The following is a 26,166-nucleotide window of genomic DNA, read 5'->3' as shown; positions in this document are numbered from 1 at the left end:
CCGACTTTTTAGACAAAGCTTGGTGCCTGCCAATGTCGAGGAGTCTTTTCCATGAGCGCCGAAACCCCCGTCTGCCAACTGCTCGAGCGCCAATCGACCGATTATCGTGGCTGGTTGTGGGTAGCGCCGCCTCGGGATCGCTGGCTGGAAGAGGAAGGAGGCCGCCTGCTGTCCGCCGATCGGGCCGCACTCTCGGCCTGGCGTGAGCGTGGCGGGGAGGCCAGTTCACCCTTCGCGGCGGATGAGCTGGCACCGGAAGGCGTGATGCTGTTCTGGCCCAAGGCACATGCCCAGGGCGAGTGGTGGCTGCTGTGGTTATGCTCGCGTCTGGCACCAGGCACGCCGCTGCACGTCGTCGGCGAGAACCAGGGGGGGATCAAGCGTGTGCTCAAGGTGCTGGCGGCGCTGGGGCTCGGGTGTCGCAAGGTGGACAGCGCTCGGCGATGCAGCCTGTTTGCCTCGCGCCTGGACAGGGTGGATATCGACCCGAACGCCGCCTGGACGACCTTCGAGGCCGAAGGCCTGGCGCTGGTCAGCCATCCCGGGGTGTTCGGTCACGGCAAGCTGGACGACGGCACCCGGTTGTTGCTGGCGCAGCTGGATTCATGCCTGCCGAGGCAGGGGGCGGTGCTGGATATGGGATGCGGCGACGGCATTCTCGCCGCCTGGTTGTCCCGGCGCGGACTCTCGATCACGGCGGTGGACGTCAATGGCTTCGCGGTGGAGGCGACCCGACGGACCCTGGCGGCGAATGATCTGGCGGGGGAGGTATGCCACTCCGATGTCTATGCCGGCCTGGCCGCACAGCGCTTCGCTGCCATCGTCAGCAACCCGCCGTTCCATCAGGAACGCGCCCTCGACTATGGCCCTGCCGGGCGGTTGATCGCCGGCGCGCCCGAGCGTCTCGAGCCGGGCGGTCAGCTCATTCTGGTCGCCAACGCCTTCCTGCCATATCCGGATCTGCTGGAGCGTGCCTTCGGAGGGTTCGAGATCCTCGCCGACGACCGTCGTTACCGGGTCTATCGGGCGGTGAAGCGCCGCGGGTCAAGCTGAAAGAGCGTCGCTTCGCTCCTGGAAGCTTGAAGCTGGAAGAAAAAACTTGGCTCCATGGTTCCGGGGATCATGCTGTCTTCCAGCTTCCAGCTTCCAGCTTCCAGCTTCCAGCTCTCAGCTACCCGCCTGAGGATCGCGATAGCCGATTTCGGTGATCAGATAGGTCGTTTCGCCGCCGGGGGCGGCGACGGTCGCCTCATCGTCCAGCCCTTTGCCGAGCAGGGCCTTGGCCAGCGGGGCGTCGACGCTGATCCAGTGCTTGCCGGTGTCGGTCTCGTCGTGGCCGACGATGCGCAGCCGTAGTTCTTCGCCCGCTTCGTCTTCCAGGGTGACGAAGGCGCCGAAGAAGACCCGGTCGGTATCCGCCGGCAGGCGGTCGACAATCTGCAGCTCGTCCAGTCGCTTGGTCAGGTAGCGGATGCGGGCGATGACGCGGTTGAGTTCCTTCTTGTTATAGGTGTAGTCGGCGTTCTCGCTGCGGTCGCCGAGTGCGGCGGCTTCGCCCACCTTGGTAGACAGGGCGGGGCGCTTGACCCGCGACAGGTGGTCGAGGATGCCGCGCAGGCGTTCGGCGCCCTCGGCGGTGATCAGGTTGCTCTTGGGTTCCTGGCGCGGGTCCTTGGCGGGATCGCGCCAACGGGTCATGTTGCGGCCTTTCATGGATCGCGCCTCTGGCTCGTCGAAGAGCCGCAACATACGTCATGCACCCGCCGGCAGGCAATTCCTCACTCATGATGGGCAGGGCTATCGCTTAAGCGTTGTCGCTGGGCTGATCCGTCGACAGGCCTGCGAGGGGGCGCTGTGAACCCCTCCCTGGGCGCTACCGATGCCATCCATGGCATCGGACCCCCTCTTCGGCCTGTCCCCGGCGCCCCTCGCCAGATCCAGTTGCAATAGCCCTATCATGATGGGCAGGGCGATTCGAGTGGAGAATAAATCAAACGTTCGTTACATTTTCAGGGTGAAGGGCCATTCCGACAACCACAACGCGAGGAAGCCATCATGTCGAGACGCCATCTGCTTGCCACCGTCCTGTGCCTGGGACTGGGGCTTGCGCCGGTTGCCCAGGCCTGGGAAAACGAGGTCTTCTCGCTGCGCAACCGCTGGGAGAACATCACCACCGCCATGGACGAGGCTCGCCGCGCCGATGCCTTGTCGTCGCTGGCAGAGGAAGCCGGCGCACTGGCCGAGACACATCCCGACACCAGCGAAGTGCTGGTCTGGCGAGGCATCATCCTGGCTTCCCTGGCCCGGGAAGTCGGCGGCCTGGATGCCCTGGGACCGGCCAAGGAAGCGCGCCGGGTGCTGGAGCGTGCCATCGAGCTCGATCCCGAAGGCCACCGGGGGTCCGCTTATGTCACCCTCGGTGCTCTGTACGACCGGGCGCCCGGCTGGCCGGTGGCCTTCGGCGATGATGACACGGCCGAGCGGATGTTCGAGCGCGCCCTGGAGATTCGACCCGAGGGCATCGATGTCCACTATTACTATGCTGCCTATCTGATGGACGAAGGACGTGACGACCTTGCCCTGAAACACGCGCGCCGGGCGATGGAAGGACAGGCCCGCGAAGGACGGCAGGCGTCCGATGAAGCACTTCGCCGGAAAGCGGGGGAGATGGTCGAGCGCCTGGCGCACTGAAACGGCCGTCGGCGGAGCTCCCATTGTGAACGCGTTCCGGGGTCACGATAATGGGGCTTTCGTGAATACCGGAGGTCCGCATGTCGGAGACCGATGCCGCCGATTCATCCCGTACGCTGGTCAGCGCCGATTTCGGTGCCGGCGATGTGGAGCTGATCGAACGTCGCTGCCTGCATGAGGGGTTCTTTCGCCTGGATGCGTTGTATCTGCGCCACCGTCTCTTCGACGGCGGCTGGAGCGCGGCCATGACCCGCGAGGTGCATCATCGCCATGACGCCGTGGGCGTGTTGCTCTACGATGTGGAGCGAGATGCCGTGGTCCTGGTGGAACAGTTTCGCGCCGGGGCCATCGACGATCCCGCTTCGCCGTGGAAGCTGGAAATTGTCGCGGGCCTGGTGGAGCATGGGGAGAGTGCCGCCGAGGTTGCGCGTCGCGAGGCCATGGAGGAAGCGGGCTGCCCGGTCGGCGACTTGATCGAGTTGCACACCTACTACCCCAGCCCCGGTGCCTGCGACGAGCGGGTCTCGCTGTTCTGTGGCCTGGTCGACAGCCGAGGCCTGGGGGGCGTGCACGGTCTCGCCGAGGAGAACGAGGATATTCGCGTGCATGTGTTATCGTTCGGCCGAGCCTGGGAACTCCTGCAGGCCGGGCGACTCGACAATGCCATGTGTCTGATCGCCTTCCACTGGCTGGCCGCGGAGCGGGCCTCACTGAGAGCAAGGAGGTAGCGTGTCGAGAAACGCCTATGTCACCGACTTGAAAGGCCTCCAGGGCGAGTGCACCGCCAACTATGTGCGCCTGGTCCGCCTGCTGGGCGACCTGGAAGCCGGCGAGTCCCGTGAGGTGGAGCTGGTCAGCCATGGCCGGCGTCTCGGCGTGCTGTGCCTCAAGCTCCAGGAACGAGCCCCTTATACCAGCATCGTGCGTGTCTCCCAGCGAGGCGTGCTCGACTCGGTGCTGGAGACACCGCGCATGCGCGTCCATCTCTACCATGACGTGCGCATGGCCGAGGTGACCGACTTCCAGCGCCAGCGGCACTTCGACGGTCGCTACCGCTATCCCAATTCCCGCATGCACCAGCCCGACGAGAAGCTCCAGCTCAATCGTTTCCTCGGCGAGTGGCTGGACCACGGCCTGGCGCATGGCCATTCCATCGACCTGCCCGAACTGCCTTGATGCGGCTGATCCAGCTTTCCGATTGCCACTTGCACGCCGATCCCAGTGCCCGTTCCCGAACCGGGATTCCCCATCGCCAGTTCGTCCGCGTGATCGAAGCGGTCGAATCCTGTCGCCCCGACATGGTGCTGGTGACCGGCGATGTCAGCCAGGACGAGACGGCGGCTTCCTATGCATTGGCCGAGCGAGAGCTGGCGCGGCTCGGCTGCCCCTGGTTCTGGTTGCCCGGCAACCATGACGAGCCGGGCCTGATGAACGAGTGTCGTGCCTTTCAGGAAACGGTGGATCTGGGGCGGCGACGCCTGTTGCTGCTAAATACCCGGATTCCCGGCCAGACCCATGGCGCCCTGGGTGAGGCTCGTCTCGGGGCGCTGGCCAGGCGCCTGGCGGAAGACGACCGGCCAACCCTGATCGCGATGCACCATCCTCCGATCAGTGTCGGGTCGCGCTGGGTGGATGCGCTGGGGCTGGCCGACGCCGAGGCGTTCTGGGAGGTGCTGGCGGCGCATGAGCGGATCGAGGCGATCCTGTGTGGCCATATCCACCAGGCCTTCGAGCACCGCCGGGTGACGCCATACGGTGACGTGCCTGTCTATGCCTGCCCCGCCACCTCCGATCAATTCCTGCCCGGTGCCGAGACGTTTGCCGTGGACGAGGCCGCCTTGCCGGGGTTCCGAGTGTTCGATCTGGATGACGACATGAGGACCCGCGTGGAACGGGTAGCGATCTGATATCTTTTTAGAGAATAAAAAGATAGATATTAATTCTTTTACGTTATTATATTCGGCACGATAAGCTGCCCCGCATGATGCGTTTTCCTCCCAATTCATGCGAGGTAGTCGGGCCCATGACCAGTCTTGATGCCCCCACACGCCAGAGCGCCCCGCAGACCGACGAGCATGCCTCGGGTCTGACGCCGCGTCGGATGACGCACCTGCAGCAGCTCGAGGCCGAGTCGATCCATATCATCCGCGAGGTGGCCGCCGAGTTTTCCAATCCGGTGATGCTCTACTCCATCGGCAAGGACTCCTCGGTGATGCTCCACCTGGCGCGCAAGGCCTTCTATCCCGGGCCGCCGCCGTTTCCCCTGATGCACGTCAATACCACCTGGAAATTCCGGGAGATGATCGAGTTCCGCGACCGCATGGCAGCGGAATCCGGCATGGAGCTGATCGAGCACATCAACCAGGAAGGGGTCGAGGCGGGTATCAATCCCTTCGATCACGGCTCGAGCGGATACACCGATGTGATGAAGACCCAGTCGCTCAAGCAGGCGCTGGACAAGTACGGCTTCGATGCCGCCTTCGGCGGTGCGCGGCGTGACGAGGAAGCCACCCGTGCCAAGGAGCGGGTCTTTTCCTTCCGCGACAAGCATCACCGCTGGGATCCCAAGAACCAGCGCCCTGAGTTGTGGAACCTCTACAACGCCCGAGTCAACAAGGGCGAATCCATCCGTGCCTTCCCGCTCTCCAACTGGACCGAGCTGGATATCTGGCAGTACATCTACCTGGAGTCCATTCCCATCGTCCCGCTCTACCACGCCGCCCCGCGTCCGGTGGTGGAGCGCGACGGCATGCTGGTGATGGTCGATGACGACCGCATGCCGCTGGAGCCAGGCGAAGTGCCCGAGGAAAAGTGGGTCCGCTTCCGCACCCTGGGCTGCTATCCGCTGACCGGCGCGGTGGAATCCCGGGCCGCCACCCTGCCCGAGATCATCCAGGAAATGCTGCTGACCCGCACCAGCGAGCGCAGCGGCCGCGCCATCGACCACGACCAGGCCGGCTCCATGGAGAAGAAGAAGCGGGAGGGGTACTTCTGAGGCGCGAAGCGCCTCAGGTAGCCGTAAGCTTTAAGCTGTAAGAAAGAGCGGCACGCTTGCAGTACCGGGAGGGAACCTCGCCGAGGGAATGTCCAGACGCATGAAAAAAGGACAAGAGCCATTTCTGGTGGTCGCCAGAGGCTCATGTTCAGAGTTACGAACCCAAATTTATATTGGCATGGATATCGACTACATCGGTGAGCAGCAAGGTCGGCAGTGGATACAGGAAACCCGTGAAATTTCCTCGATGCTTCATGGGTTACTGAGTACTCTGGATAACGAATGAATCGATAGCTGGAAGCCGGGGGTGTGGGGTGACTTACAGCTTACGGCTTACAGCTTACAGCTATTAAGGTGTGTCATGGCACATGCATCGGAATTGATTGCAGACGATATCGAAGCGTATTTGAAAGAGCACGAGAACAAGGATCTGCTGCGCTTCATCACCTGCGGCAGCGTCGATGACGGCAAGTCGACCCTGATCGGTCGGTTGCTGCATGATTCCAAGATGATCTTCGACGACCAGCTGGCGGCGATCACCCAGGCGTCGAAGACCAGCGGGACCACCGGGGACGAGGTGGATCTGGCGCTGCTGGTGGATGGCCTGCAGTCCGAGCGGGAGCAGGGCATCACCATCGATGTGGCGTATCGCTTCTTCTCGACCGACAAGCGCAAGTTCATCATCGCCGATACGCCGGGGCACGAGCAGTACACCCGCAACATGGCCACCGGCGCCTCGACGGCGGGGCTCGCGGTGATTCTAGTCGATGCGCGTCATGGCGTGCAGACCCAGACCCGACGGCACAGCTTCATCGCCGATCTGGTCGGTATTCGCCACCTGGTCATCGCGGTCAACAAGATGGACCTGGTCGACTACAGCGAGTCGCGCTTCGAGGAGATCGTCGCCGAGTATCGCGCGTTCGCCGAGCAACTCGGCGCCGAGAACATCCACTTCGTGCCGCTTTCGGCGTTGAAGGGCGACAACGTGGTCGACAAGAGCACGTCGATGCCCTGGTACGAGGGACCGGCGTTGCTGTCGTTGCTCGAGACCGTCGAGGTGCGTCGCGACCAGAACCTGAGCGATCTGCGCTTGCCGGTCCAGTACGTCAACCGACCCAACCTGGACTTCCGGGGGTACGCCGGAACGCTGGAGGCGGGCATTCTGCGCCCCGGACAGGCCGTGCGTGCGTTGCCCTCCGGCAAGCATTCCAGGATCGAGCGTATCGTCACCTTCGACGGCGATCTCGAGGTCGCTTGGCCCGGTCAGGCGATCACCGTGACCCTGGAAGACGAGATCGACATTTCCCGCGGTGACTGGATCGTCGCCGAGGATGCCGAGGTGATCCGTTCCAATGCCTTCGATGCCGATATCGTGTGGATGCACGAGCAGCCGCTCGAACCGGGGCGGCAGGTCGACATTCGCCTCGCCGGGCGCTCCGTGGCGGGACGGGTCGAGGCCATTGAGCACCAGGTCGACGTCAATACGCTGGCACACCACCCGGCCGAGCGGCTCGAACTCAACGCCATCGCGCGTTGCCGAGTGGCCCTGACCGAGGACATCGCCCTGGATGACTATGCGGTCAGTCCGGGCACGGGCAGCTTCATCGTCATCGACCGCCTGTCCAACGTCACCGTGGGTGCCGGCATGATCCGCGGCGCGGCCGAAGCGCGGGATACGACGCCGGGCGAGGTCGACTGGGCCGGTTTCGAGGTCGAGCTCAATGCCCTGGTACGCAAGTACTTTCCGCATTGGGAAGCCAAGGATATCAGCCAGCTGTTGAATCGCTGATCGCCGGTGCCGCTCCCGCTCTCGGGGGAGCGGCACCGGCAGCGTCGAGACAGAGCGCATTGAGGTAGCCACCAGGGCCCCGTCGCGTCGGTTCGCGGCGGGGCCCTGTCGTTTTATCGAGGCGTTCGAGTGGCTCAGGCGGGACGATTGGCGAGTATCACGGCGCGGCGTGGCGCGGGGTAACCCTCGCGGGTCCGAGTCGCATCTTCGGGATCGAGGAAGTCGGCCAGGGACTGGAAGGTCATCCAGTCGGTGGCACGCTGCTCGTCGAGGCTGGTGTCGGCCTCGTCGACCACGCGGGCATTCTCGAAGCCGCAACGTTCGAGCCAGCCGACCAGCGCCGCGGAAGAGGGCAGGAAATAGACATTGGGCATGGCGGCGTAACGCTCGCCTGGCAGCAGCACCGTGGTGTCATCGCCGCGTACCACCAGGGTCTCCAGCACCAGTTCCCCGCCCGGCCGCAAGGCGGCCTTGAGCTGGGCCAGGTGTTCCAGCGGCGAAGGGCGGTGGTAGAGCACGCCCATGGAGAAGACGGTGTCGAAGGCAGCCAGGTCGTCGGGTACGTCTTCGATGCCAGCCGGGAGGAAGTGGGTGCGTCCGCCGTCGGCGTCGCCGACGAAGTGACGCACGGCCTGGAACTGCCAGAAGAAACGTGGCGACGGATCGATGACCAGCGTGAAGGTGGCGCCGGCACCGGCCATGCGCCAGGCGTGATAGCCGTTGCCGCCGCCCACGTCGAGCACCCGGCGTCCGTGCAGCGGCGCCAGGTAGGGGGCGACGCGCTGCCATTTCCAGTCGGAACGCCACTCGGTGTCGATAGTCACGTCGCCGAGCCGGTAGGGGCCCTTGCGCCAGGGGGACAGGGCACGCAGCAGACTTTCGCACTGGCGGCGCCGGGCGTCGTCCAGCGCGCATTCCACCGTCACGCTGTCGGTGTCGAGCCTGACCCGGCGCGACTCGGGCAATGGCGGCAGCTTGGCCACGGCCTTCTCCCAGGCCGGCAGGTCGCCATGTCGCTTGCGGTCGAGTCCTCGGCCGAGCTGCTCGGGAAGCCGGGCCAGCCAGGTGTCCAGGCCCTGGTCGAGGAAGGCTTGATAGAGGGGGCGATGAGCGTCGGGAATACTCAACGTCAGGCCTCCTTGAAGGCGATCAACGAAGCGAAGTTAAGGTACTGGAACCAGGTCAGCGAGCGGCTGAAACCGGCGCGTTCGAGCCGCGCATGATGGGCCGCCAGGGTATCCGGTACCAGGACGTTTTCCAGGGCCGTGCGTTTCTGGCTGATCTCCAGGTCGCTGTAGCCGTTGGCACGCTTGAAGTCGTGGTAGCGCTCGACCAGCCAGGCGTTGTCCTGTTCGTCGTCGGCGATGATCTTCTCGGACAGGATCAGCACGCCGCCGGGCTCCAGGGCTTCGAAGAGACGCGCGATCACGGCGTCGCGATCCGCCGGGGCGAGAAACTGCAGGGTGAAGTTGAGCAGGATCATGCCCGAGGCATCGTAGGTCTGGTAGCGGATGTCGCCTTCGATCACCGCCATGTCGTGTTCGGGGCATTCTTCGTGCAGTGTCTGGCGAGCGCGCTCGACCATCGTCGGCGAGAGGTCGACGCCGGTGTAGCGAAAGGCCGCCACCGGCAACTGGCCGGCCAGCGCCAGGCCTGCGGCACCCAGGGAGCATCCCAGGTCATAGACATGGCCGCCATGGCGCAGGTGGCGGCGGGCGAGGGGGCCAAGCATGGCGAGAATCTGGCCATATCCCGGCACCGAGCGGCGGATCATGTCGGGGAAACAGGCCACCACGCGTTCGTCGAAGGAGAAACGCGCCACCCGGTCCAGGGGTGTCGTAAAGATGGCGTCACGGTAAGATGCGTCACTCATGGGCAGGTCGAGGCGTTGGGCTGGAAGCCCGCCATTCTACGCCTCCCTGCCTCGGGCTGCACGACAGGATCACCAGGAGGGCATCCATGAGCCAATCCCCCGTCGAACAGCGGGGTGCCTGGCGCGCCCTGGCCGAACATGCCGACGACATGGGCCGACGACACCTGCGCGAGCTCTTCGTCGAGCACCAGGGACGCTTCGCCGATTTCAGCCGGTACGCCGCCGGCCTGACACTCGATCTTTCCAAGCAGCGCTGGGACGAGCGGACGCTTGCGTTGCTGCTGGCGCTGGCCCGTGACGCCGGCGTGCCGGATGCCATCCATGGGTTGCTGGCCGGCGAGCGGCTCAACCTCAGCGAGAATCGGCCGGCGCTGCATACGGCGCTTCGCTTGCCGCCCGATGCCAGCCTCGAGGTGGAAGGCGAGGATCTGGTGGCCTCGGTGCACGATACCCTGGATCGCATGGCGGGCATGGTCGAACGCTTCCACGCGGGCCAGTGGCGCGGAGCCACGGGCAAGCCCATTCGTGATGTGGTCAATCTCGGTGTCGGTGGCTCGGACCTCGGCCCCTTGATGGTCACTCATGCCCTGGCCGATTATCGGCCCGAGGGGATCCATCGCATCGATGTGCACTTCGCCTCGACCATGGACGGCTCGCAGCTCGCCGATTACCTGGCGCGGCTCAATCCCGAGACGACATTGTTCGTGTTGTCCTCGAAGTCCTTCACCACCATCGACACCCTGACCAATGCCCGTACCGCACGGAATTGGTTGAAGGCCAGGCTGCTTGGCGGCGACCGGGAGGAGGGCGTCGATGAGTCGCTGGTCATGCGTCAGCACTTCATCGGCGTCTCGGCCAGTCCCGACAAGATGCGCGAATGGGGCATCGATGACGCACACCAGCTCGAGTTCTGGGAGTGGGTCGGCGGACGTTACTCCTTGTGGGGCGGGATCGGCCTGCCGATTGCCCTGGTGGTGGGCATGCAGCACTTCCGCGAACTGCTGGCCGGCGCTCATGATATGGATCGTCACTTCAGCGAGGCCGAACTGGGCGACAACCTGCCCGTGCTGCTGGCGCTGGCGGGGATATGGAACGTCAACTTCCTGGATATCCGGGCGCATTCCATCCTGCCCTATGACGGACGCCTCGAATATTTCGCCGCCTACCTCGAGCAACTCGAGATGGAGTCCAACGGCAAGTCGGTCAATCATGATGGCGAACCGGTGGGCTATTCCACCTGTCCGGTGCTGTGGGGGCAGCTCGGCCCGAATGCCCAGCATGCCTTCTATCAGCTGTTGCACCAGGGCACGCAGTCCGTGGAGTGCGACTTCATCGCGCCCCGGGTGCGCTATGATGACGTGGTCGATCCGGCCACCCGCGATCATCTGATGAGCCAACATCGCCTGACGCTGGCCAATTGCTTCGCCCAGTCTCGCGCCCTGATGCTGGGCGATGCGGCGCTCGAGGACGAGGGGCCGCGTCCCGGCCACAAGCGCTATGCCGGTAACCAGCCTTCCAGTACCCTGTTGCTGGATCGCCTGACGCCCCGAACCCTGGGGGCCCTGGTCGCGCTGTACGAGCACAAGGTCTTCGTTCAGGCGACCATCTGGGACATCAACCCCTTCGATCAATGGGGCGTGGAGCTCGGCAAGACGCTGGCCGGCGAGACGCGACGCATCCTCGAGCACGAAAGCGGACTCGAGGGGATGGATGACTCCACCCGGGGCCTCATCCAGGCCGTCTGGAGGGCCGAATCACGAGAGTCGAGCTGAGGCGGGGAACGTCGTCAAGATGACGATGCTGGCCATATATACAGGGGTTCGGGTATGCTGAGTGCCATGCGATCGCCAAAGCCAGCCAGTGGCGTACTCTATCTGCACGGTTTCAACAGCGGCAGCGCCTCCCCGAAGGCGACGCTGATGCGCGTGGCCTGCGAGCGACTGTCGCTGCCCTGCGCGACGCCTCAGTTGCCGCATCGACCCGAACAGGCGCTGGCGGAGGCCGAGGCGTGTCTGGACGAGCTGGGACGGGCACCGATGGTGGTGGGAAGTTCGATGGGCGGCTTTCTGGCGACCCTGATCGCCGAACGCCACGATCTGCCGGCGGTCCTGATCAATCCGGCCGTGTCCCCTGCCCGGCTGGTGATGTCCTGGATCGGTGAAGCCTTCGTCAACCCATACAACGGCGAGCATTTTCGGGTCGAGGAGGCACACCATCAAGCGCTGGAGGCACTCACCCCCGAGCGAGTCGAAGCGAGGCGCTATCTGTTGTTGCTGGGCACGGCCGACGAGACCCTGGGCGCTCGCGATGCCTGGGCATTCTATCGGGGCGCGACCAGCATCCTGCACCCCGGGGGCGACCATGGGTTTTCCGCCCTGGCCGACTATCTTCCGGCGATCCTGGCCCATGGCGGCCATGCGCTGCCGTCGGGGGCGGTGGCGACGCAGCGTTGAGTGATGGTGTCGGGCCCCAGGGCGGGGCAGGTGAGACACGATCGAACATTCACGGACACGTATTCACGGAAAGGGCAGCCCGCGTTCAGGAGACAACCGAATGACCGTAACCAGTCTGGGTGACGCATGACACAGTACAGTGCCAGTTCGATCGAGGTGCTTGCCGGGCTAGAGCCCGTACGCAAGCGCCCCGGCATGTACACCGACACTTCTCGGCCCAACCATCTGATTCAGGAAGTCATCGACAACAGTGTCGACGAGGCGCTGGGTGGCCATGCCAAGGCGATCGCCGTGCGCTTGTTCGAGGACGGTGGCGTCGAGGTCAGTGATGACGGGCGCGGGATGCCCATCGATATCCATCCCGAACATGGCGTCTCCGGGATCGAGCTGATCATGACCAAGCTGCATGCCGGCGGCAAGTTTTCGGCATCCAGCTACCGCTTTTCCGGGGGGTTGCACGGTGTCGGGGTCTCGGTGGTCAACGCCCTGTCCCGGCGCCTCGAGGTGGAGGTCGTCAAGGATGGCAGTCGCCATCACATGGCCTTCGAGCATGGCGAGCGTGCCTCCGACCTGACGGTGGTTGGCTCTGCCGCCAAGCGCGCCACGGGTACCCTGGTACGCTTCTGGCCCGAGGTGAGCTATTTCGACTCGCCGAAGCTGTCGCTGACGCGACTCAAGCATTTGCTGCGGGCCAAGGCGGTACTCTGCCCGGGGCTTCAAGTGACTCTCGTCGAGGCCGATGGCACCGAGAGCGTCTGGCAGTTCGAGGATGGCCTGCGCGACTACCTCGCCCAGGCCACCGACGGTTTCGAGGTGTTGCCGGCGTCGCCCTTCGTGGGGCATTTCGCCGATGATGAACAGGCGGTGGACTGGGCGATCCAATGGCTCCCCGAGGGCGGCGAGCCGTTGCTCGAGAGCTACGTCAACCTGATTCCCACGCCACTGGGCGGGACGCACGTGAATGGCCTGCGGGCCGGCATGCTGGAGGCGCTGCGGGAATTCTGCGAGTACCGCAGCCTGTTGCCGCGAGGGGTCAAGCTGACCGCCGAAGATCTCTGGGAACGGGTTTCCTATGTGCTGTCGGTGAAGATGCTGGAACCGCAGTTCGCCGGCCAGACCAAGGAGCGTCTGTCGTCGCGTACCGTGGCCGGCTTCGTGTCGGGGGTGGTCAAGGATGCCTTCTCGCTGTGGCTCAACCATCACGTCGATCAGGGCGAGGCGCTCGCCGAGCTGGTGATCAGCGCCGCCCAGCGCCGCCAGAAGAGCGCCAGGAAAGTGGCGCGAAAGAAGGTCACCTCCGGCCCGGCGCTGCCCGGCAAGCTGGCCGATTGCAGCGGTCAGGATCCGGCGGGTAGCGAACTCTTCCTGGTCGAGGGCGACAGTGCCGGCGGTAGCGCCAAGCAGGCACGCCAGCGCGAGACCCAGGCGATCCTGCCGCTGCGCGGCAAGATCCTCAATACCTGGGAAGTCGACGCCCACGACATCTACGGCTCCCAGGAAGTCCACGACATCGCCGTGGCCATCGGCATGGAGCCTGGCAGCGACGATCTCTCCAAGCTGCGCTATCACAAGATCTGCATCCTGGCCGATGCCGACTCCGACGGCCTGCACATCGCGACACTGCTGTGCGCGCTCTTCGTGCGCCACTTCCCGGTGCTGGTCGATGCCGGTCATGTCTTCGTGGCGATGCCTCCGCTGTATCGCATCGACCTCGGCAAGGAGGTCTTCTATGCCCTGGACGAGAGCGAGAAGGCGGCCATCCTGCGTCGACTCGAGGGCAAGCGCGGCACGCCCAATGTCCAGCGTTTCAAGGGCCTCGGCGAGATGAGCCCGCTGCAGCTGCGCGAGACCACCATGGCGGCCGAGACCCGACGCCTGGTGCAACTGACCCGCGAAGTCGGCGACGGCACTCTGGAGATGATGGACATGCTGCTGGCCAAGAAACGCGCCTCCGATCGCAAGAACTGGCTGGAAGACTACGGCAACCTCGCGGAGATAGAGGTATGAGCTGGAAGCTCGAAGCCGGAAGCTGGAAGAAAACCCGCGATGGCCAGGGGTAACTTCAAGCTTCCGGCTTACAGCTCATCACAGAGGTTGAAGAGGGCACTTTCCTCAAAGATCCCACGATCGCATAAAAAGGTCACCGTGCTATGACCATGGATATCCAGGTGGCGGAGGGCGACGTCGAGCGTCTGTCCCTTCGCGAGTATACCGAGAAGGCGTATCTCGATTATTCGATGTACGTCATCCTCGACCGGGCGTTGCCGCACATCGGCGATGGCATGAAGCCGGTACAGCGGCGCATCGTCTATGCCATGCGCGAGCTGGCGCTCAGCGCCAATGCCAAGTACAAGAAGTCGGCGCGTACCGTCGGCGACGTGCTGGGCAAGTTCCATCCCCACGGCGACAGCGCCTGCTACGAGGCCATGGTGCTGATGGCCCAGCCTTTCAGCTATCGCTACCCGCTGGTGGATGGGCAAGGCAACTGGGGCAGCCCCGACGATCCCAAGTCCTTTGCCGCCATGCGCTACACCGAGGCGCGGTTGTCGAAGTTCTCCGAGGTGTTGCTCAGCGAGCTCGGTCAGGGCACCGTCGACTGGGCGCCCAATTTCGACGGCACCATGAATGAGCCGGTGGTACTGCCCGCCCGTCTGCCTCATGTGCTGCTCAACGGCGGCACCGGCATTGCCGTGGGCATGGCCACCGACATTCCACCGCACAACGTGGGCGAAGTCGTCGAGGCGACCTGCCATCTACTTCGCCAGCCCGAGACGACCACCGCCGATCTGATGGCCTACCTGCCCGGGCCGGATTTCCCCTCCGAGGCCGAGATCATCACGCCGGCCTCCGACCTGCGCAAGATCTACGAGAGCGGCCGGGGCTCGGTGAAGGTGCGGGCTCGCTTCGTGCGGGAAGAGAGCAACGTGGTGATCACCGCCCTGCCTTATCAGGTGAGTGGCGCCAAGGTGCTGGAGCAGATCGCCGCCCAGATGCAGGCCAAAAAGCTGCCGATGGTCGCCGATCTGCGTGATGAATCCACCCACGAGGAGCCGACTCGGCTGGTGATCGAGCCGCGCTCCAGCCGGGTGGATGTCGAATCGCTGATGGCACACCTGTTCGCCACCACCGATCTCGAGAAGAATATCCGCGTCAACATGAACGTGATCGGCCTGGACGGTCGACCCCGGGTGCTGTCGCTGGCCGGGCTGCTCGGCGAGTGGCTGGACTTCCGCCGTAGCACGGTACGGCGACGCCTCGAACACCGTCTCGGCAAGGTAGAGGACCGGCTGCATATCCTCGAGGGGTTGCTGGCCGCCTACCTCAACATCGACGAGGTGATCCGCATCATCCGAGAAGAGGATGAACCCAAGCCTGCGCTCATCGAGGCCTTCGGTCTCAGCGAACGCCAGGCCGAGGCGATCCTCGAGCTGCGCCTGCGTCACCTGGCCAAGCTCGAGGAGATGAAGATCCGTGGCGAGCAGGACGAGCTGGAAGAAGAGCGCAAGCACCTGAAGGAATTGCTCGGCAATGAGGCGGCCTTGACCGACCTGATCGAGCGCGAGCTGCGCACCGCCGCCGAGGAATATGGCGATCCGCGTCGTGCGCCGATGGTCGAGCGCGAGGAAGCCCGGGCCCTGTCCGAGGTGGAGCTCGTCGGTGCCGATCCCGTCACCGTCGTGCTCTCCGAAAAGGGCTGGATCCGCAGCGCCAAGGGACATGACATCGACCCAGCCGGGCTTTCCTACAAGGCCGGCGATCGTTTTGCGCTGGCTGCCCGGGGCAAGACCAATCAGCCCCTGGTGCTGCTCGACGACACCGGACGCGCCTACACCCTGACCGCCCACAACCTGCCCAGTGCGCGTAGCCAGGGCGAGCCGGTCACCGGCCGTGTCAATGTGGCGGCCGGGGCCCACATGGCCGGCGTGATGCTGGCGCCGCCCACGACGCGTTACCTGCTGGCTTCGGACGGAGGCTATGGCTTCATCGCGCCGCTCGAGGCGCTGACCGGCAAGAACAAGGCAGGCAAGGGCGTGCTGTCGGTGCCCAGGGGCTGCAATGTACTGGCGCCGACGATAGTGCCCGACGGCGAAGGAATCAGCGTGGCGGCGGTGTCCAACGAGGGACGCCTGTTGGTCTTTCCCCTCGATCAGTTGCCCGAAATGGCCAAGGGCAAGGGCAACAAGATGATCGATATCCCCGGCGCCCGTGCCGCCCGTCGCGAGGAATTCCTGCGCGATCTGACGCTGCTGGGGCCCGGACAGGCTCTGGTGGTGCATGCCGGCAAGCGCAAGTTGACGCTCAAGGCCAGCGAGCTCGATTACTATCGAGGAGAACGTGGCCGGCGCGGCAGCAAGCTGCCGCGAGGGCTGCAGAAGGTCGACCGCCTGGAAAGCTCGAAGCCGGAAGCTTGAAGCTTGAAGAAAACCAAGCATCGCTGTGAGTTTCGAGGCAGTGGGATGAGCCTGGAACATCGAGCTTCCTTCCAAGGCTGGGGACCCCCTGTGACCTTGGGGTTCTTTCAGCTTCCAGCTTCTAGCTTAAGACTGGGGTTAACATGACACGACGAGTTTTGATTCGCGCGACCGGCAGTGCCCGCCCCGGTCAGTTGGCGGGGCTGGGCCGGGCCTTGGCGAGAAGCGGTGCCCGGCTGCTGGACATCAACCAGAGCGTCACCTTCGGGATTCTGTCCCTGGAGGCGCTGGTGGGGCTGGATCGCGAGGCCGATCTCGAAGGCGCCTTGTCGGCGGCGGGGGACGAGCTGGGGCTGGATGTCCAGGCGATCCAGGTCAGTGCCGAGGATTACCATCGCTGGAGCCTGCAGGCCGGCCAACCGCGCTTGATCATGACGTTGCTGGCGCCGCATCTACCGGCCGGGATCCTGGCGGAGGTCGGGGCGTTGACCGCCGAACATGGATTGACCGTGGAGTTGATTCATCGATTGTCCGGACGTGAATCCCTCGATGGTGCGATGCCGCAGCACGGTGCCTGTGTCGAGTGCTGGCTGCGTGGCGACGACGTGGATATCGAAGCATTACGCGAGAAGGCCCTGGCACTGGGGGCGGTCCATGGTATCGATATCGCCCTGCAGGAAGATTCGATCTGGCGTCGGCATCGTCGCCTGGTGTGCTTCGACATGGATTCGACGTTGATCCAGACCGAAGTGATCGACGAGCTGGCGCGTCGCCATGGCGTTTTCGATGAGGTGGCGGAGATCACCGAGCGTGCCATGCGCGGCGAGCTGGATTTCCAGCAAAGCTTCCGAGAGCGCATGGCGAAGCTCCGTGGCCTCGACGAATCGGTGCTGGCCGAGATCGCCGAACAGCTACCGTTGATGGATGGCGTGGAGCGCCTGATGGGCCACCTCAAGCGGCTCGGTTATCGCACCGCTATTCTCTCCGGTGGCTTTACCTATTTTGCCGAGCATCTCCAGCAACGGCTTGGTTTCGACGAGATTCACGCCAATGAACTGGTGATCGAGAACGGCAAGGTGACCGGCGAGGTCCGCGAGCCGATCGTCGACGCCGAACGCAAGGCACGATTGCTTCACGAGATCGCCGAGCGCGAGGGCCTGGCCATGGAGCAGACCATCGCCGTCGGCGATGGTGCCAATGACCTCAAGATGCTGGCCGCCGCCGGCCTGGGCATCGCCTTTCGTGCCAAGCCCCTGGTGCGGCAGCAGGCCAGGCAGAGTATCTCGACGCTCGGCCTCGACGCCGTGCTTTACCTGATCGGCTATCGGCAGGTGGACCTGGAAGAGCGAGGGTGAGGGGGCACGCGTGAATACGCACATACTGACCTGGCGCGACCGATTCGAGCGCATTCGGGCGAACAAGCTCTTCGAGGCGGTGGTCATTGCCATCATCGTCATCTCGGCCTTGCTGATCGGTGCCAAGACCTACGAGGAAACCAGCCGTTTTCACTATTGGCTGCTGGCAATGGACCTGGCGGTCACGGTGTTCTTCCTGGTGGAAATCCTGATCCGCATGGCGGCGGAGAAGCGCCTGCGTGACTTCTTCAAGCAGGGCTGGAACGTCTTCGACTTTCTGATCGTCACGGCGAGCCTGATTCCGATGGGTGAGTCGGATATGGTCCTGCTGGCGCGGCTGCTGCGGATATTCCGTGTGCTGCGACTGGTCTCGATGATCCCCGAGTTGCGCATGCTGATGACGGCGCTCGTCAAGTCGATTCCGCGGATGGGGTACGTGGCGCTGTTGATGTTCATCATCTTCTATATCTACGCCGCGGTCGGCAGCTTCCTGTTTGCCGGGGTCGACGACTACCTCTGGGGCAATATCGCCGTCGCCATGCTGACCCTGTTTCGTATCGCGACCTTCGAAGACTGGACCGACATCATGTATGCCACCCAGGAAGACTTCGCCTGGAGCTGGCTGTATTACCTGACCTTCATCTTCCTCACCGCCTTCATCTTCCTGAACATGATGATTGGCATCGTGCTGGATGTGATGCAGAAGGAAAGCGTGGCGATCGAGCTGGAAAGCGGCGAAGGAGAAGCGGCCGAGATGCAGGGGCTGCGTGGTGATGTGCGCGAATTGCATGAACAGGTGGCGAGGCTGGAGACCCTGTTGATTCAACAGAATGGGAGCCCGCCATCCAGCAGGCAGATGGACGAGTCCTGACCTTTCATGGAACGGATTCGATCGGCCGGCTCTCCAAGGGGCAGTGACCGAGGCCGGATTGACCGCCAAGGAGGATGATAGTGAGGACTGACCGACACCCGCCGATTCGCCCCTTTCTGCCCCCCTACTTGCTCGAGCGCCTCGCCGGCTCGAGCGACGCCAGGCAGCGTGATCGTGCCTACCGAACGCTCCATGACGACCGGGGATTCCGCGCCCGGGCCGGCACCGCCGAGTTGCCGGAAGGCAGTCGGCGACGCGGTGAGCCCGTACGGCATGTGCATTCCGCGAATCAGACCCGCGACTTGCCTGGCGAACGGGTTCGCAGCGAAGGCGAGGCGGCCAGCGGCGACCCCGCCGTGGACGAGGCCTACCGAGGCCTGGGCGCGACCTATGCACTGTACTGGGAAGCGTTCCAGCGCCATTCCCTGGACGATCGCGGGATGGCGTTGCTGGCCACCGTGCATTACGGCCAGGAGTACGAGAACGCCTTCTGGGACGGTCAGCAGATGGTATTCGGCGATGGGGACGGCGAGCTCTTCCATCGGTTCACCATCGCGCTGGATATCATCGCCCACGAATTGACCCATGGCGTGATCCAGCACGAAGCGGCGCTGGTCTATGCGGATCAGGCCGGCGCCCTCAACGAGTCCCTGGCGGACGTGTTCGGTAGCCTCGTCAAACAGCATCGGCTGGGGCAGGACGTCGAGAGCGCCGACTGGTTGATCGGCGCGGGTCTGTTCACCGAGCGGGTCGAGGGGCGTGCGCTGCGTTCCATGGCCGCACCGGGCACCGCCTACGACGATCCGGTCCTCGGCCGTGACCCGCAGCCGGGCCACATGCGGGATTTCGTCGAGACCCGCGACGACAATGGCGGTGTGCACATCAACTCGGGGATCCCCAATCGGGCCTTCCATCTCGCCGCCATGGCGCTGGGTGGGCATGCCTGGGAAGAAGCGGGGCAGGTCTGGTATGACACGCTCATCGACGAGCGGCTGGCCCGGGACAGTGACTTTGCGGCCTTCGCCGAGCTGACCCTGGACAATGCCGGTCGGCGTTTCGGCATCGACGGTCGTGTGGCGCATGCGGTGCGGGAGGCCTGGCGCGAGGCAGGCGTGCTGTCGTGAGAACGGACGATGTTGCCCCGCGCCTGACTGCCGCCAGTGTGCTGAGGCTGAGCCGCGAGGGGGGGGTGGCGCATATGCCGGGACTGGCCCGTCCGCGCTGGATCCGCTGTGATCGTTGCAGCGAAGCGCAGCGTGCCGAATTGCAGGCGCTGCTGGACGAGGCGGTGCGGTGTGGGGAGCGCCGGATACCCGGCGCCGATCGGCGGTTGCTGCACCTGGGGGTTGAAGAGGGCGGCGAGGCTCCGATCTGGACCCTGACCGTCGCCGAGGACACCGTGCCCGAGACCTTGCTGCGCTGGTGGCGACTCGCCGCCAGTGATCCATTTTCGTCGGATGAAGGGGGCCCCGCTTGACACCGGGCACGAGTCCTGATTTTCTAGAGGCATGAATACGACATTGTACAACCTCGTTCTCGACCTACGACTACTAGCCCGCCGCTGAGCGCGCCGGGCGACGGCGCTTGCGTCGCCCATTCGTAACGTCGACAACGAGGTTGTTCCATGTCCACCGCCATCATCACCACCGATATCGCCATTTCTCGCGACACCGTCGTCCGTCGTTCCGAGAGGCGATCCGAATTTTTCGGCGCCCCGCTTGCCTTCCGGCAGGCGGGGCGTCGTCGTTTGTACCCGTCACTGCCCCAGGGAGAACGCCGCCATGATGCTCGATAACCCCTCCACCAAGTACCGCCCCTTCGTGGCCGTCGACCTGCCGGATCGGCAGTGGCCGAGTCGTCGCATCGAGAAGCCGCCCCAGTGGTGCGCCGTCGATCTGCGCGACGGTAACCAGGCGCTGATCGATCCCATGGACCAGGAGCGCAAGCAGCGCTTCTTCGACCTGCTGGTGAAGATCGGTTTCAAGCAGATCGAGGTCGGCTTCCCTTCGGCCTCCCAGACCGATTTCGACTTCGTGCGCTCGCTGATCGAGGACGACAAGGTGCCGGATGACGTCACCATCCAGGTACTCACCCAGGCTCGCCCGCACCTGATCGATCGCACCTTCGAGGCGCTGAAGGGCGCGAAGAATGCCATTGTCCACGTCTACAACGCTACCGACCCGGTGTTCCGCCGCGTGGTGTTCAACGTCGATCAGGCCGAGTGCATCCAGATCGCCGTGGATGCCACCACCCGCATCCGCGAGCACATGGTGGCCGCACCGGAGACGAACTGGACCTTCCAGTATTCCCCGGAGCTGTTCTCCACCACCGAGATGGACTTCGCGGTGGAGATCGTCGACGCCGTGGAGTCCACCTATGGCGGCAGCGTCGACAAGCCGATGATCGTCAACCTGCCGGCCACCGTGGAGTGTGCAACGCCCAACAACTATGCCGATCAGATCGAGTGGTTCTGTCGCCACGTCGCTCACCGCGATCATCTGATCGTCAGTGTCCATCCCCACAACGACCGCGGCACCGGCGTCGCCGCCGCCGAGCTCGCGGTGATGGCCGGCGCCGACCGGGTCGAGGGCTGCCTGTTCGGCAACGGCGAGCGCACCGGCAATGTCGACTTGGTCACCCTGGCCATGAACCTCTACACCCAGGGGGTGCATCCCGGGCTCGACTTCTCGAACATCACGCCGATCATGCGCGAGGTGGAATACTGCAACCAGTTGCCGGTGCACCCGCGCCACCCCTATGTCGGCGACCTGGTGTTCACTGCCTTCTCCGGCTCCCACCAGGACGCCATCAAGAAAGGCATGGCGGCGCGCCGCGAGAACCCGGACGACGTCTGGGCGGTGCCCTACCTGCCCATCGACCCGCTCGATGTGGGCCGCAGCTACGAGGCGGTGATCCGCGTCAACAGCCAGTCCGGCAAGGGGGGCGTGTCCTATCTGCTGGAAGAAGAGCACGGCATCGAACTGCCGCGCCGGCTGTCCATCGAATTCAGCCAGGTGGTCCAGGAAGTGGCCGACCGGCTGGGCAAGGAGATCACCTCCGAGATGATCTACCAGGCCTTCCGCGACGAATACCTGGAGAAGGACCAGCCCTTCGCCCTGGCCAGTCACCGCATGTCCTCGGAGCCCGATAGCCCGGTGGTGAATCTCGAGGCGACCATCGAGGAGGGCGGCGCACGGCGGACCATTCAGGGACAAGGCAACGGGCCGCTGGCCGCCTTCATCAAGTCGCTGGCCGCCGAAGGACACGACGTGGAAATCATCGATTACCACGAGCATTCCCGGGGACAGGGAGCGGACGCCGAGGCGATCGCCTATGTCGAGGTACGCATCAACGGCGAAGCCGTGTTCGGCGTCGGCACCGACGAGAGCATCACCAGTGCCTCGATCAAGGGCGTGCTGAGCGCCATCAACCGGCAACTCTCCACCGAAGCACCGGCACCCAACGTCACGGCCGAGACATTAGCTTGAAGCCTGAAGCTTGAAGCTTGAAGAAAGAACAACCCCATCGGGACGTCCTGAACTGCATCCCCGGTGGGGTTGTTTCTGTCTGGCCCACTACCATGCTGGTCTTCCAGCTTCCGGCTTACAGGGGCGTCTTGCTGGTTTCGCCGGGCACCTCGCGGACCAGGGTCGGCATCAGGAAGCCGGGTAGCCGCTTGCGCAGCTCGGCGACCAGTATGCGGGCCGCGTCGTCGGGGACGTCGAAGTGGGCGGCGCCGCTCACCGGGTCGAGCACGTGCAGGTAGTAAGGCAGGATACCGGCCTCGAACAGCCGCTCGGAGAGCGCAGCCAGGGTGTCGACATCATCGTTGATGCCGGCCAGCAAGACGCTCTGGTTGAGCAGGGTCACGCCGGCATCATGCAGTCGGCGGCAGGCATCGATCACCGTCTCGTCGATCTCGTTGGGATGGTTGATGTGCAACACCATCACCTTCTGCAGTCGTGTATGGCCCAGCCAGTCGAGCAGGGCGTCGTCGATGCGGTCGGGGATCACCACCGGCAGACGGGTATGGATGCGCAGTCGCTTGAGGTGAGGAATCGCCTCCAGTCGTTCCACCAGCCAGGCCAGTTGGCGGTCGCTGGCTGCCAGTGGATCGCCGCCCGAGAAGATGGCCTCGTGGATCGAATCGTCGGCGCGCAGGTAGTCAAGGGTATCGGTCCATTGGGCGCGGGACGGGGCATTCTCCTCATAAGGGAAATGCCGGCGAAAACAGTAGCGGCAGTTGATCGCGCAGGCGGGGCTGGCGATCAGCAGTACCCGGCCGGCGTACTTGTGGATCAGCCCGCGCCGCGGCGTGTGGTCGGCTTCCTCGAGGGGGTCGGCCACATAGCCGGGCGCCGCCTCGGCCTCCTCGCCGAGCGGCAGCACCTGGCGCAGCAGCGGATCGTGCGGGTCGCCGGGGCGGATGCGGGCGAGATAGGCCTCGGGCACCCGCACCTCGAACAGCGCATGACCGGTTTCGGCACCGGGCCACCAGCGTTCGTCCAGTGCCAGGCGCCGGCACAATTCCTGCGGGTCGCGGATCGCACCGGCGAGCTGTGCCTGCCAGGCGCCGGTGGCGGGTGTCGAGGCCTGGCGCTGCAAAGGGATGGGGCTTCGGGTTATCATGCGCGGCACCAGTCGATACGTGCGAGGGATAGGCCCTCGAGACATGTCTCTTGCTTGTGCGCGCCCTCGACCCCGGTCGGCGGCGCGCTCGAATATGGGTAAAACATCATGGCGAACTATTCTACCAACGAATTCAAGGGCGGTCTGAAGGTCATGCTGGATGGCGATCCCTGTGCCATCCTCGAAAATGACTACGTCAAGCCGGGCAAGGGCCAGGCCTTCAATCGGGTCAAGCTGCGCAACCTGATGACCGGGCGTGTCTGGGAGCGAACCTTCAAGTCCGGCGAATCCCTGGAAGGCGCCGATGTCCTCGAGCTGGACATGGAGTATCTCTATACCGACGGCGACATGTGGTACTTCATGCTCAATGACGGTTCCTTCGAGCAGTATCCGGTGGAGCGGAAGGCCCTTGGCGAGACCGAAAAGTGGCTCAAGGAGCAGGTGGTCTATACCGTGACCCTGTGGAACGACAACGTCATCAACGTGACGCCGCCGAACTTCATCGAGCTGGAAGTGACCGAGACCGATCCCGGCCTCAAGGGCGACACCGCCCAGGGTGGCTCCAAGCCGGCCACCATGTCCTCCGGGGCGGTGGTCCGCGTGCCGCTGTTCATCAACGAGGGGGAAGTGCTGAAGGTTGATACGCGGACGGGCGAGTATGTCTCCCGCGCTTGATGCCGGGCTTCGCCCGGGCTAGAGCTTGAAGCTGGAAGAGCGGCGCTTCGTGCCTGGAAGCTGGAAGAAAAGCCGACTCGGCTTCGCCTGGAGCTTGAAGCAATAAGCTTGAAGCGCGAAGAAGCACCCTTGACTCAAAGGTTGGGCGACAAGCTTTTTTCCAGCTTCCAGCTTCCAGCTTCCAGCTCCGAAGGCCACGTGTGTATGCGTGGCCTTCGTCGTTTGTGGAGGACACTTCGATGACCATCGATTGGCGGCCCACGGCCGATATCGAGACGTTGCGCGATCGCGCGCGGTTGATCGCCGAGGTGCGGGCCTTCTTCGCCGAGCGCGGTGTATGGGAGGTGGAGACGCCGGTGCTCGGTCATGGCGGCAGCACTGACCTGCATCTGGTTTCGCTGTCCTGCGAGGCCACGACGCCGGCGGGGCGCGAGCGGTTGTGGCTGCAGACCTCGCCGGAATTCCATATGAAGCGATTGCTGGCCGCGGGCAGCGGGCCGATCTTCCAGGTCGCCCGCAGCTTCCGCGACGGAGAGGTGGGTGGTCGCCACAACCTCGAGTTCAGCATGCTGGAGTGGTATCGCCCCGGGCTCGACCTGGACGGCCTGATCACGGAGACCGACGCGCTGATCCGTCGAGTGCTGTCGAGCGATCCCGGCTCGCTGCGTCGCCGTCGCTATCGTGAGCTGTTCCGCGAGAGCCTGGAACTCGATCCCTTCCACGAGCCTCTCGAGGCCCTGCGCCGCCTGGCCACCGAGCGGGGTGGGCTCGATATGGCCGCGGCCTGTCGCGACGACTGCCTCGATCTGCTGATCAGCCTCGTCATCGAACCTCGGCTGGGCCGGGGCGGCATCGACGTCGTGGTGGACTACCCAGCCAGTCAGGCGGCGCTCGCCCGTCGCCATCGCGATCCGGAAGATGGCGAGTGGGTTGCCTCGCGCTTCGAGGTCTACTTGGACGGACTCGAGCTCGCCAACGGCTACGACGAGCTCACCGACGCCGAGGAACAGCGTGCCCGCTTCAAGGAAGACAACGCGGCCCGACGCGTGGAGGGTCTGCCCGAGGTGGAGGCGGACGAGCGCCTGCTGGTCGCGCTCGAGGCCGGCATGCCAGCGGGCAGCGGCGTGGCCCTGGGGCTCGATCGTCTCCTCCAGCTGGCGCTGGACAAGGACCGCGTGGCCGAAGTGATGGCGTTCTCCACGCCGCGGGCCTGATGGGAGCGGGCACGTCTGAGCCCCACGCCCGGGACTCGGCCAGGTCCGAATTCACCCAGTCGATGGGCGTTCCCCGGTCTATCGCAAGATCGACCGGGAGCACACTGCCGCCGGTATCGTCGGTGGCGCGCGTCATCTCATCTCTTCAACGAATCTCCGAGACAGGACACAAGGTCTGCCTGGGCGTGGCACTGTGCACACCTCCATCCCTGGGGGGCGTAAACGCCTGGCCCGGTGGATGCCATCAATGCGAATGCAACGGTTTATTGTTTCCAGTTTTTTGTCATCCAGGCCGGTCTGCTTGTGTAAGCTGATTGCGTTTTTTGATGTAAGACATTTCTTACATTTTGCTGAATGTAAATAATGACTTGTAAGTTTGCTGAATTTTTTCGGTAGATGAGAACTTTTTCAAGTATTTTTCGGGCTGGAGTGGGATGAGAAACGTTTTGCAACATTTTGCCGATTTCTTGTCGGCGCCCTGTTTCGATTGGTGATGAGTGTTAGCCTCGCGCACCCTTGAAGGTCCGCTGGATGGTGCATCCTTGCCATTTGGCGGGTCGAGGGCTTCTGCTGTGGCTCGATCATTCAGGTGCGGCTCGATGCTGCATAGGGAATAGACCGGCCATCGCCACTGCCACTACAAACTTGAGTCGTCATCCCAAGGAGAAGGTTCGCCATGTCCAAGGAAGGGTCCGTTGCGCCCAAAGAGCGCATCAATATCAAGTACGTTCCCGCCACCGGTGATCAGCAGGCCGAAACCGAGCTGCCCCAGAAGCTGCTGGTGGTCGGCGACTTCAAGGGCGGCAGCGAGGAGGCCCCCATCGAGGAGCGTGAAGCCGTCTCGGTGGACAAGAACAACTTTCAGTCCGTGATGCGCGAGGCCGGCCTCGGCCTGCAGACCAGCGTGCCGAACCGCCTCGAGGGCGAAGAAGAAGGTCGCGAACTGAGTGTCGAGCTGCAGTTCAACTCCTTGCAGGACTTCGCGCCGGACAGCGTGGCCCGTCAGGTGCCCGAGCTGCGCAAGCTGGTCGAGCTGCGCGAGGCCCTGGTGGCGCTCAAGGGGCCGCTCGGCAACGTGCCGGCGTTTCGCGAGCGCCTGCAGGCCCTGATCGAGAACCCGGAAGCTCGGGATCAGCTGTTGAGCGAGCTTGAACTGCTCGACGACGAATCTCCCGCGAGCGATTCCTGATTTTCCACGCACGGAGGCGA

The 26,166-nt window shown here is 64.2% G+C and carries 24 protein-coding genes and 1 pseudogene; 21 read left to right on the top strand and 4 right to left on the bottom strand.

Features of this window, described 5'->3' with window-relative positions:
- Positions 1-51: 51 nt before the first annotated feature.
- Entirely contained in the window at positions 52-1,053 is a 1,002-nt protein-coding gene (locus tag LU493_RS14850) for a methyltransferase (RefSeq protein ID WP_275288573.1), read from the top strand.
- Between the two features lie 114 nt (positions 1,054-1,167).
- On the opposite strand, the gene greB is transcribed toward LU493_RS14850, so the two are convergent.
- Complete coding sequence (gene greB / locus LU493_RS14845) at positions 1,168-1,713, bottom strand: transcription elongation factor GreB (protein WP_275288572.1); 546 nt, start codon at positions 1,711-1,713, stop codon at positions 1,168-1,170.
- Between the two features lie 342 nt (positions 1,714-2,055).
- Here greB and LU493_RS14840 point away from each other — a divergent pair, with 342 nt between their 5' ends.
- From LU493_RS14840 to cysN, 7 genes and pseudogenes are all read left to right on the top strand, one after another.
- Positions 2,056-2,691: a hypothetical protein gene (locus LU493_RS14840; protein ID WP_275288571.1), complete on the top strand. Its 636-nt coding sequence runs from the start codon at positions 2,056-2,058 to the stop codon at positions 2,689-2,691.
- Positions 2,692-2,771: 80 nt separating this feature from the next.
- A complete protein-coding gene (locus LU493_RS14835) occupies positions 2,772-3,419 on the top strand; it encodes an NUDIX domain-containing protein (RefSeq protein ID WP_275288570.1) in 648 nt (215 codons plus the stop codon).
- Between the two features lies 1 nt (position 3,420).
- Positions 3,421-3,867: a DUF1249 domain-containing protein gene (locus LU493_RS14830; RefSeq protein ID WP_275288569.1), complete on the top strand. Its 447-nt coding sequence runs from the start codon at positions 3,421-3,423 to the stop codon at positions 3,865-3,867.
- Entirely contained in the window at positions 3,867-4,598 is a 732-nt protein-coding gene (locus tag LU493_RS14825; RefSeq protein WP_275288587.1) for a metallophosphoesterase, read from the top strand. The genes LU493_RS14830 and LU493_RS14825 overlap by 1 nt, the downstream gene beginning before the upstream one ends.
- 116 nt (positions 4,599-4,714) lie before the next feature.
- Positions 4,715-5,686, top strand: coding sequence for a sulfate adenylyltransferase subunit CysD (gene cysD, locus LU493_RS14820; protein ID WP_275288568.1), 972 nt, complete (start codon positions 4,715-4,717; stop codon positions 5,684-5,686).
- 82 nt (positions 5,687-5,768) lie between these two features.
- A pseudogene (locus LU493_RS20065) lies at positions 5,769-5,972 on the top strand (four helix bundle protein); the annotation flags it as partial.
- Positions 5,973-6,047: 75 nt separating this feature from the next.
- Positions 6,048-7,475, top strand: coding sequence for a sulfate adenylyltransferase subunit CysN (gene cysN, locus LU493_RS14815; protein ID WP_275288567.1), 1,428 nt, complete (start codon positions 6,048-6,050; stop codon positions 7,473-7,475).
- A gap of 134 nt (positions 7,476-7,609) precedes the next feature.
- On the opposite strand, the gene cmoB is transcribed toward cysN, so the two are convergent.
- The gene (cmoB, locus tag LU493_RS14810; RefSeq protein WP_275288566.1) at positions 7,610-8,602 is read right to left on the bottom strand and encodes a tRNA 5-methoxyuridine(34)/uridine 5-oxyacetic acid(34) synthase CmoB; all 993 of its coding nucleotides are present in this window, start codon (positions 8,600-8,602) and stop codon (positions 7,610-7,612) included.
- A 2-nt stretch (positions 8,603-8,604) separates the two neighbouring features.
- On the bottom strand, positions 8,605-9,348 hold the full coding sequence (cmoA, locus tag LU493_RS14805; RefSeq protein ID WP_275288565.1) for a carboxy-S-adenosyl-L-methionine synthase CmoA: 744 nt from the start codon (positions 9,346-9,348) through the stop codon (positions 8,605-8,607).
- 86 nt (positions 9,349-9,434) lie between these two features.
- On the opposite strand from cmoA, the gene pgi reads away from it, so the two are divergent.
- The 10 genes from pgi (at position 9,435) to leuA (ending at position 21,927) form a co-directional block, all read left to right on the top strand.
- Positions 9,435-11,120 (top strand): glucose-6-phosphate isomerase, encoded by a 1,686-nt coding sequence (gene pgi, locus LU493_RS14800; RefSeq protein ID WP_275288564.1) that lies wholly within the window; start codon positions 9,435-9,437, stop codon positions 11,118-11,120.
- A gap of 66 nt (positions 11,121-11,186) precedes the next feature.
- Positions 11,187-11,801 carry a YqiA/YcfP family alpha/beta fold hydrolase gene (locus LU493_RS14795; RefSeq protein ID WP_275288563.1) on the top strand — a complete coding sequence of 205 codons (615 nt, stop codon included), beginning with the start codon at positions 11,187-11,189 and terminating at the stop codon, positions 11,799-11,801.
- Between the two features lie 126 nt (positions 11,802-11,927).
- Positions 11,928-13,808: a DNA topoisomerase IV subunit B gene (parE, locus tag LU493_RS14790; protein ID WP_275288562.1), complete on the top strand. Its 1,881-nt coding sequence runs from the start codon at positions 11,928-11,930 to the stop codon at positions 13,806-13,808.
- Between the two features lie 143 nt (positions 13,809-13,951).
- The gene (gene parC, locus LU493_RS14785) at positions 13,952-16,213 is read left to right on the top strand and encodes a DNA topoisomerase IV subunit A (RefSeq protein WP_275288561.1); all 2,262 of its coding nucleotides are present in this window, start codon (positions 13,952-13,954) and stop codon (positions 16,211-16,213) included.
- A gap of 143 nt (positions 16,214-16,356) precedes the next feature.
- Positions 16,357-17,568: a phosphoserine phosphatase SerB gene (gene serB, locus LU493_RS14780; protein ID WP_275288560.1), complete on the top strand. Its 1,212-nt coding sequence runs from the start codon at positions 16,357-16,359 to the stop codon at positions 17,566-17,568.
- 10 nt (positions 17,569-17,578) lie between these two features.
- A complete protein-coding gene (locus tag LU493_RS14775; protein WP_275288559.1) occupies positions 17,579-18,439 on the top strand; it encodes an ion transporter in 861 nt (286 codons plus the stop codon).
- An 80-nt stretch (positions 18,440-18,519) separates the two neighbouring features.
- Positions 18,520-19,563, top strand: a complete 1,044-nt coding sequence (locus tag LU493_RS14770) for a M4 family metallopeptidase (protein WP_275288558.1) — start codon at positions 18,520-18,522, stop codon at positions 19,561-19,563.
- Positions 19,560-19,916, top strand: a complete 357-nt coding sequence (locus LU493_RS14765; RefSeq protein ID WP_275288557.1) for a protealysin inhibitor emfourin — start codon at positions 19,560-19,562, stop codon at positions 19,914-19,916. Before LU493_RS14770 ends, LU493_RS14765 begins: the two co-directional genes overlap by 4 nt.
- A 147-nt stretch (positions 19,917-20,063) precedes the next feature.
- Positions 20,064-20,234: a hypothetical protein gene (locus LU493_RS14760; RefSeq protein ID WP_275288556.1), complete on the top strand. Its 171-nt coding sequence runs from the start codon at positions 20,064-20,066 to the stop codon at positions 20,232-20,234.
- Positions 20,221-21,927: a 2-isopropylmalate synthase gene (gene leuA, locus LU493_RS14755; RefSeq protein WP_275288555.1), complete on the top strand. Its 1,707-nt coding sequence runs from the start codon at positions 20,221-20,223 to the stop codon at positions 21,925-21,927. The genes LU493_RS14760 and leuA overlap by 14 nt, the downstream gene beginning before the upstream one ends.
- A gap of 115 nt (positions 21,928-22,042) precedes the next feature.
- On the opposite strand, the gene epmB is transcribed toward leuA, so the two are convergent.
- Positions 22,043-23,068 (bottom strand): EF-P beta-lysylation protein EpmB, encoded by a 1,026-nt coding sequence (gene epmB / locus LU493_RS14750; protein ID WP_275288554.1) that lies wholly within the window; start codon positions 23,066-23,068, stop codon positions 22,043-22,045.
- A gap of 108 nt (positions 23,069-23,176) precedes the next feature.
- Between epmB and efp the strand changes: the two genes are divergently transcribed.
- The 3 genes from efp to tssB all read left to right on the top strand — a co-directional run bounded on the left by efp (position 23,177) and on the right by tssB (position 26,146).
- On the top strand, positions 23,177-23,743 hold the full coding sequence (gene efp / locus LU493_RS14745) for an elongation factor P (protein ID WP_275288553.1): 567 nt from the start codon (positions 23,177-23,179) through the stop codon (positions 23,741-23,743).
- A gap of 239 nt (positions 23,744-23,982) precedes the next feature.
- Positions 23,983-24,957 (top strand): EF-P lysine aminoacylase EpmA, encoded by a 975-nt coding sequence (gene epmA / locus LU493_RS14740; protein WP_275288552.1) that lies wholly within the window; start codon positions 23,983-23,985, stop codon positions 24,955-24,957.
- A gap of 676 nt (positions 24,958-25,633) precedes the next feature.
- Positions 25,634-26,146, top strand: a complete 513-nt coding sequence (gene tssB / locus LU493_RS14735) for a type VI secretion system contractile sheath small subunit (RefSeq protein WP_275288551.1) — start codon at positions 25,634-25,636, stop codon at positions 26,144-26,146.
- The last annotated feature ends 20 nt before the right edge of the window (positions 26,147-26,166 follow it).

Origin of the sequence: Halomonas elongata (assembly GCF_029081005.1) — a bacterium.
Lineage (GTDB): Bacteria > Pseudomonadota > Gammaproteobacteria > Pseudomonadales > Halomonadaceae > Halomonas > Halomonas elongata_B.
This window is presented reverse-complemented; position numbering and strand designations above follow the sequence as displayed.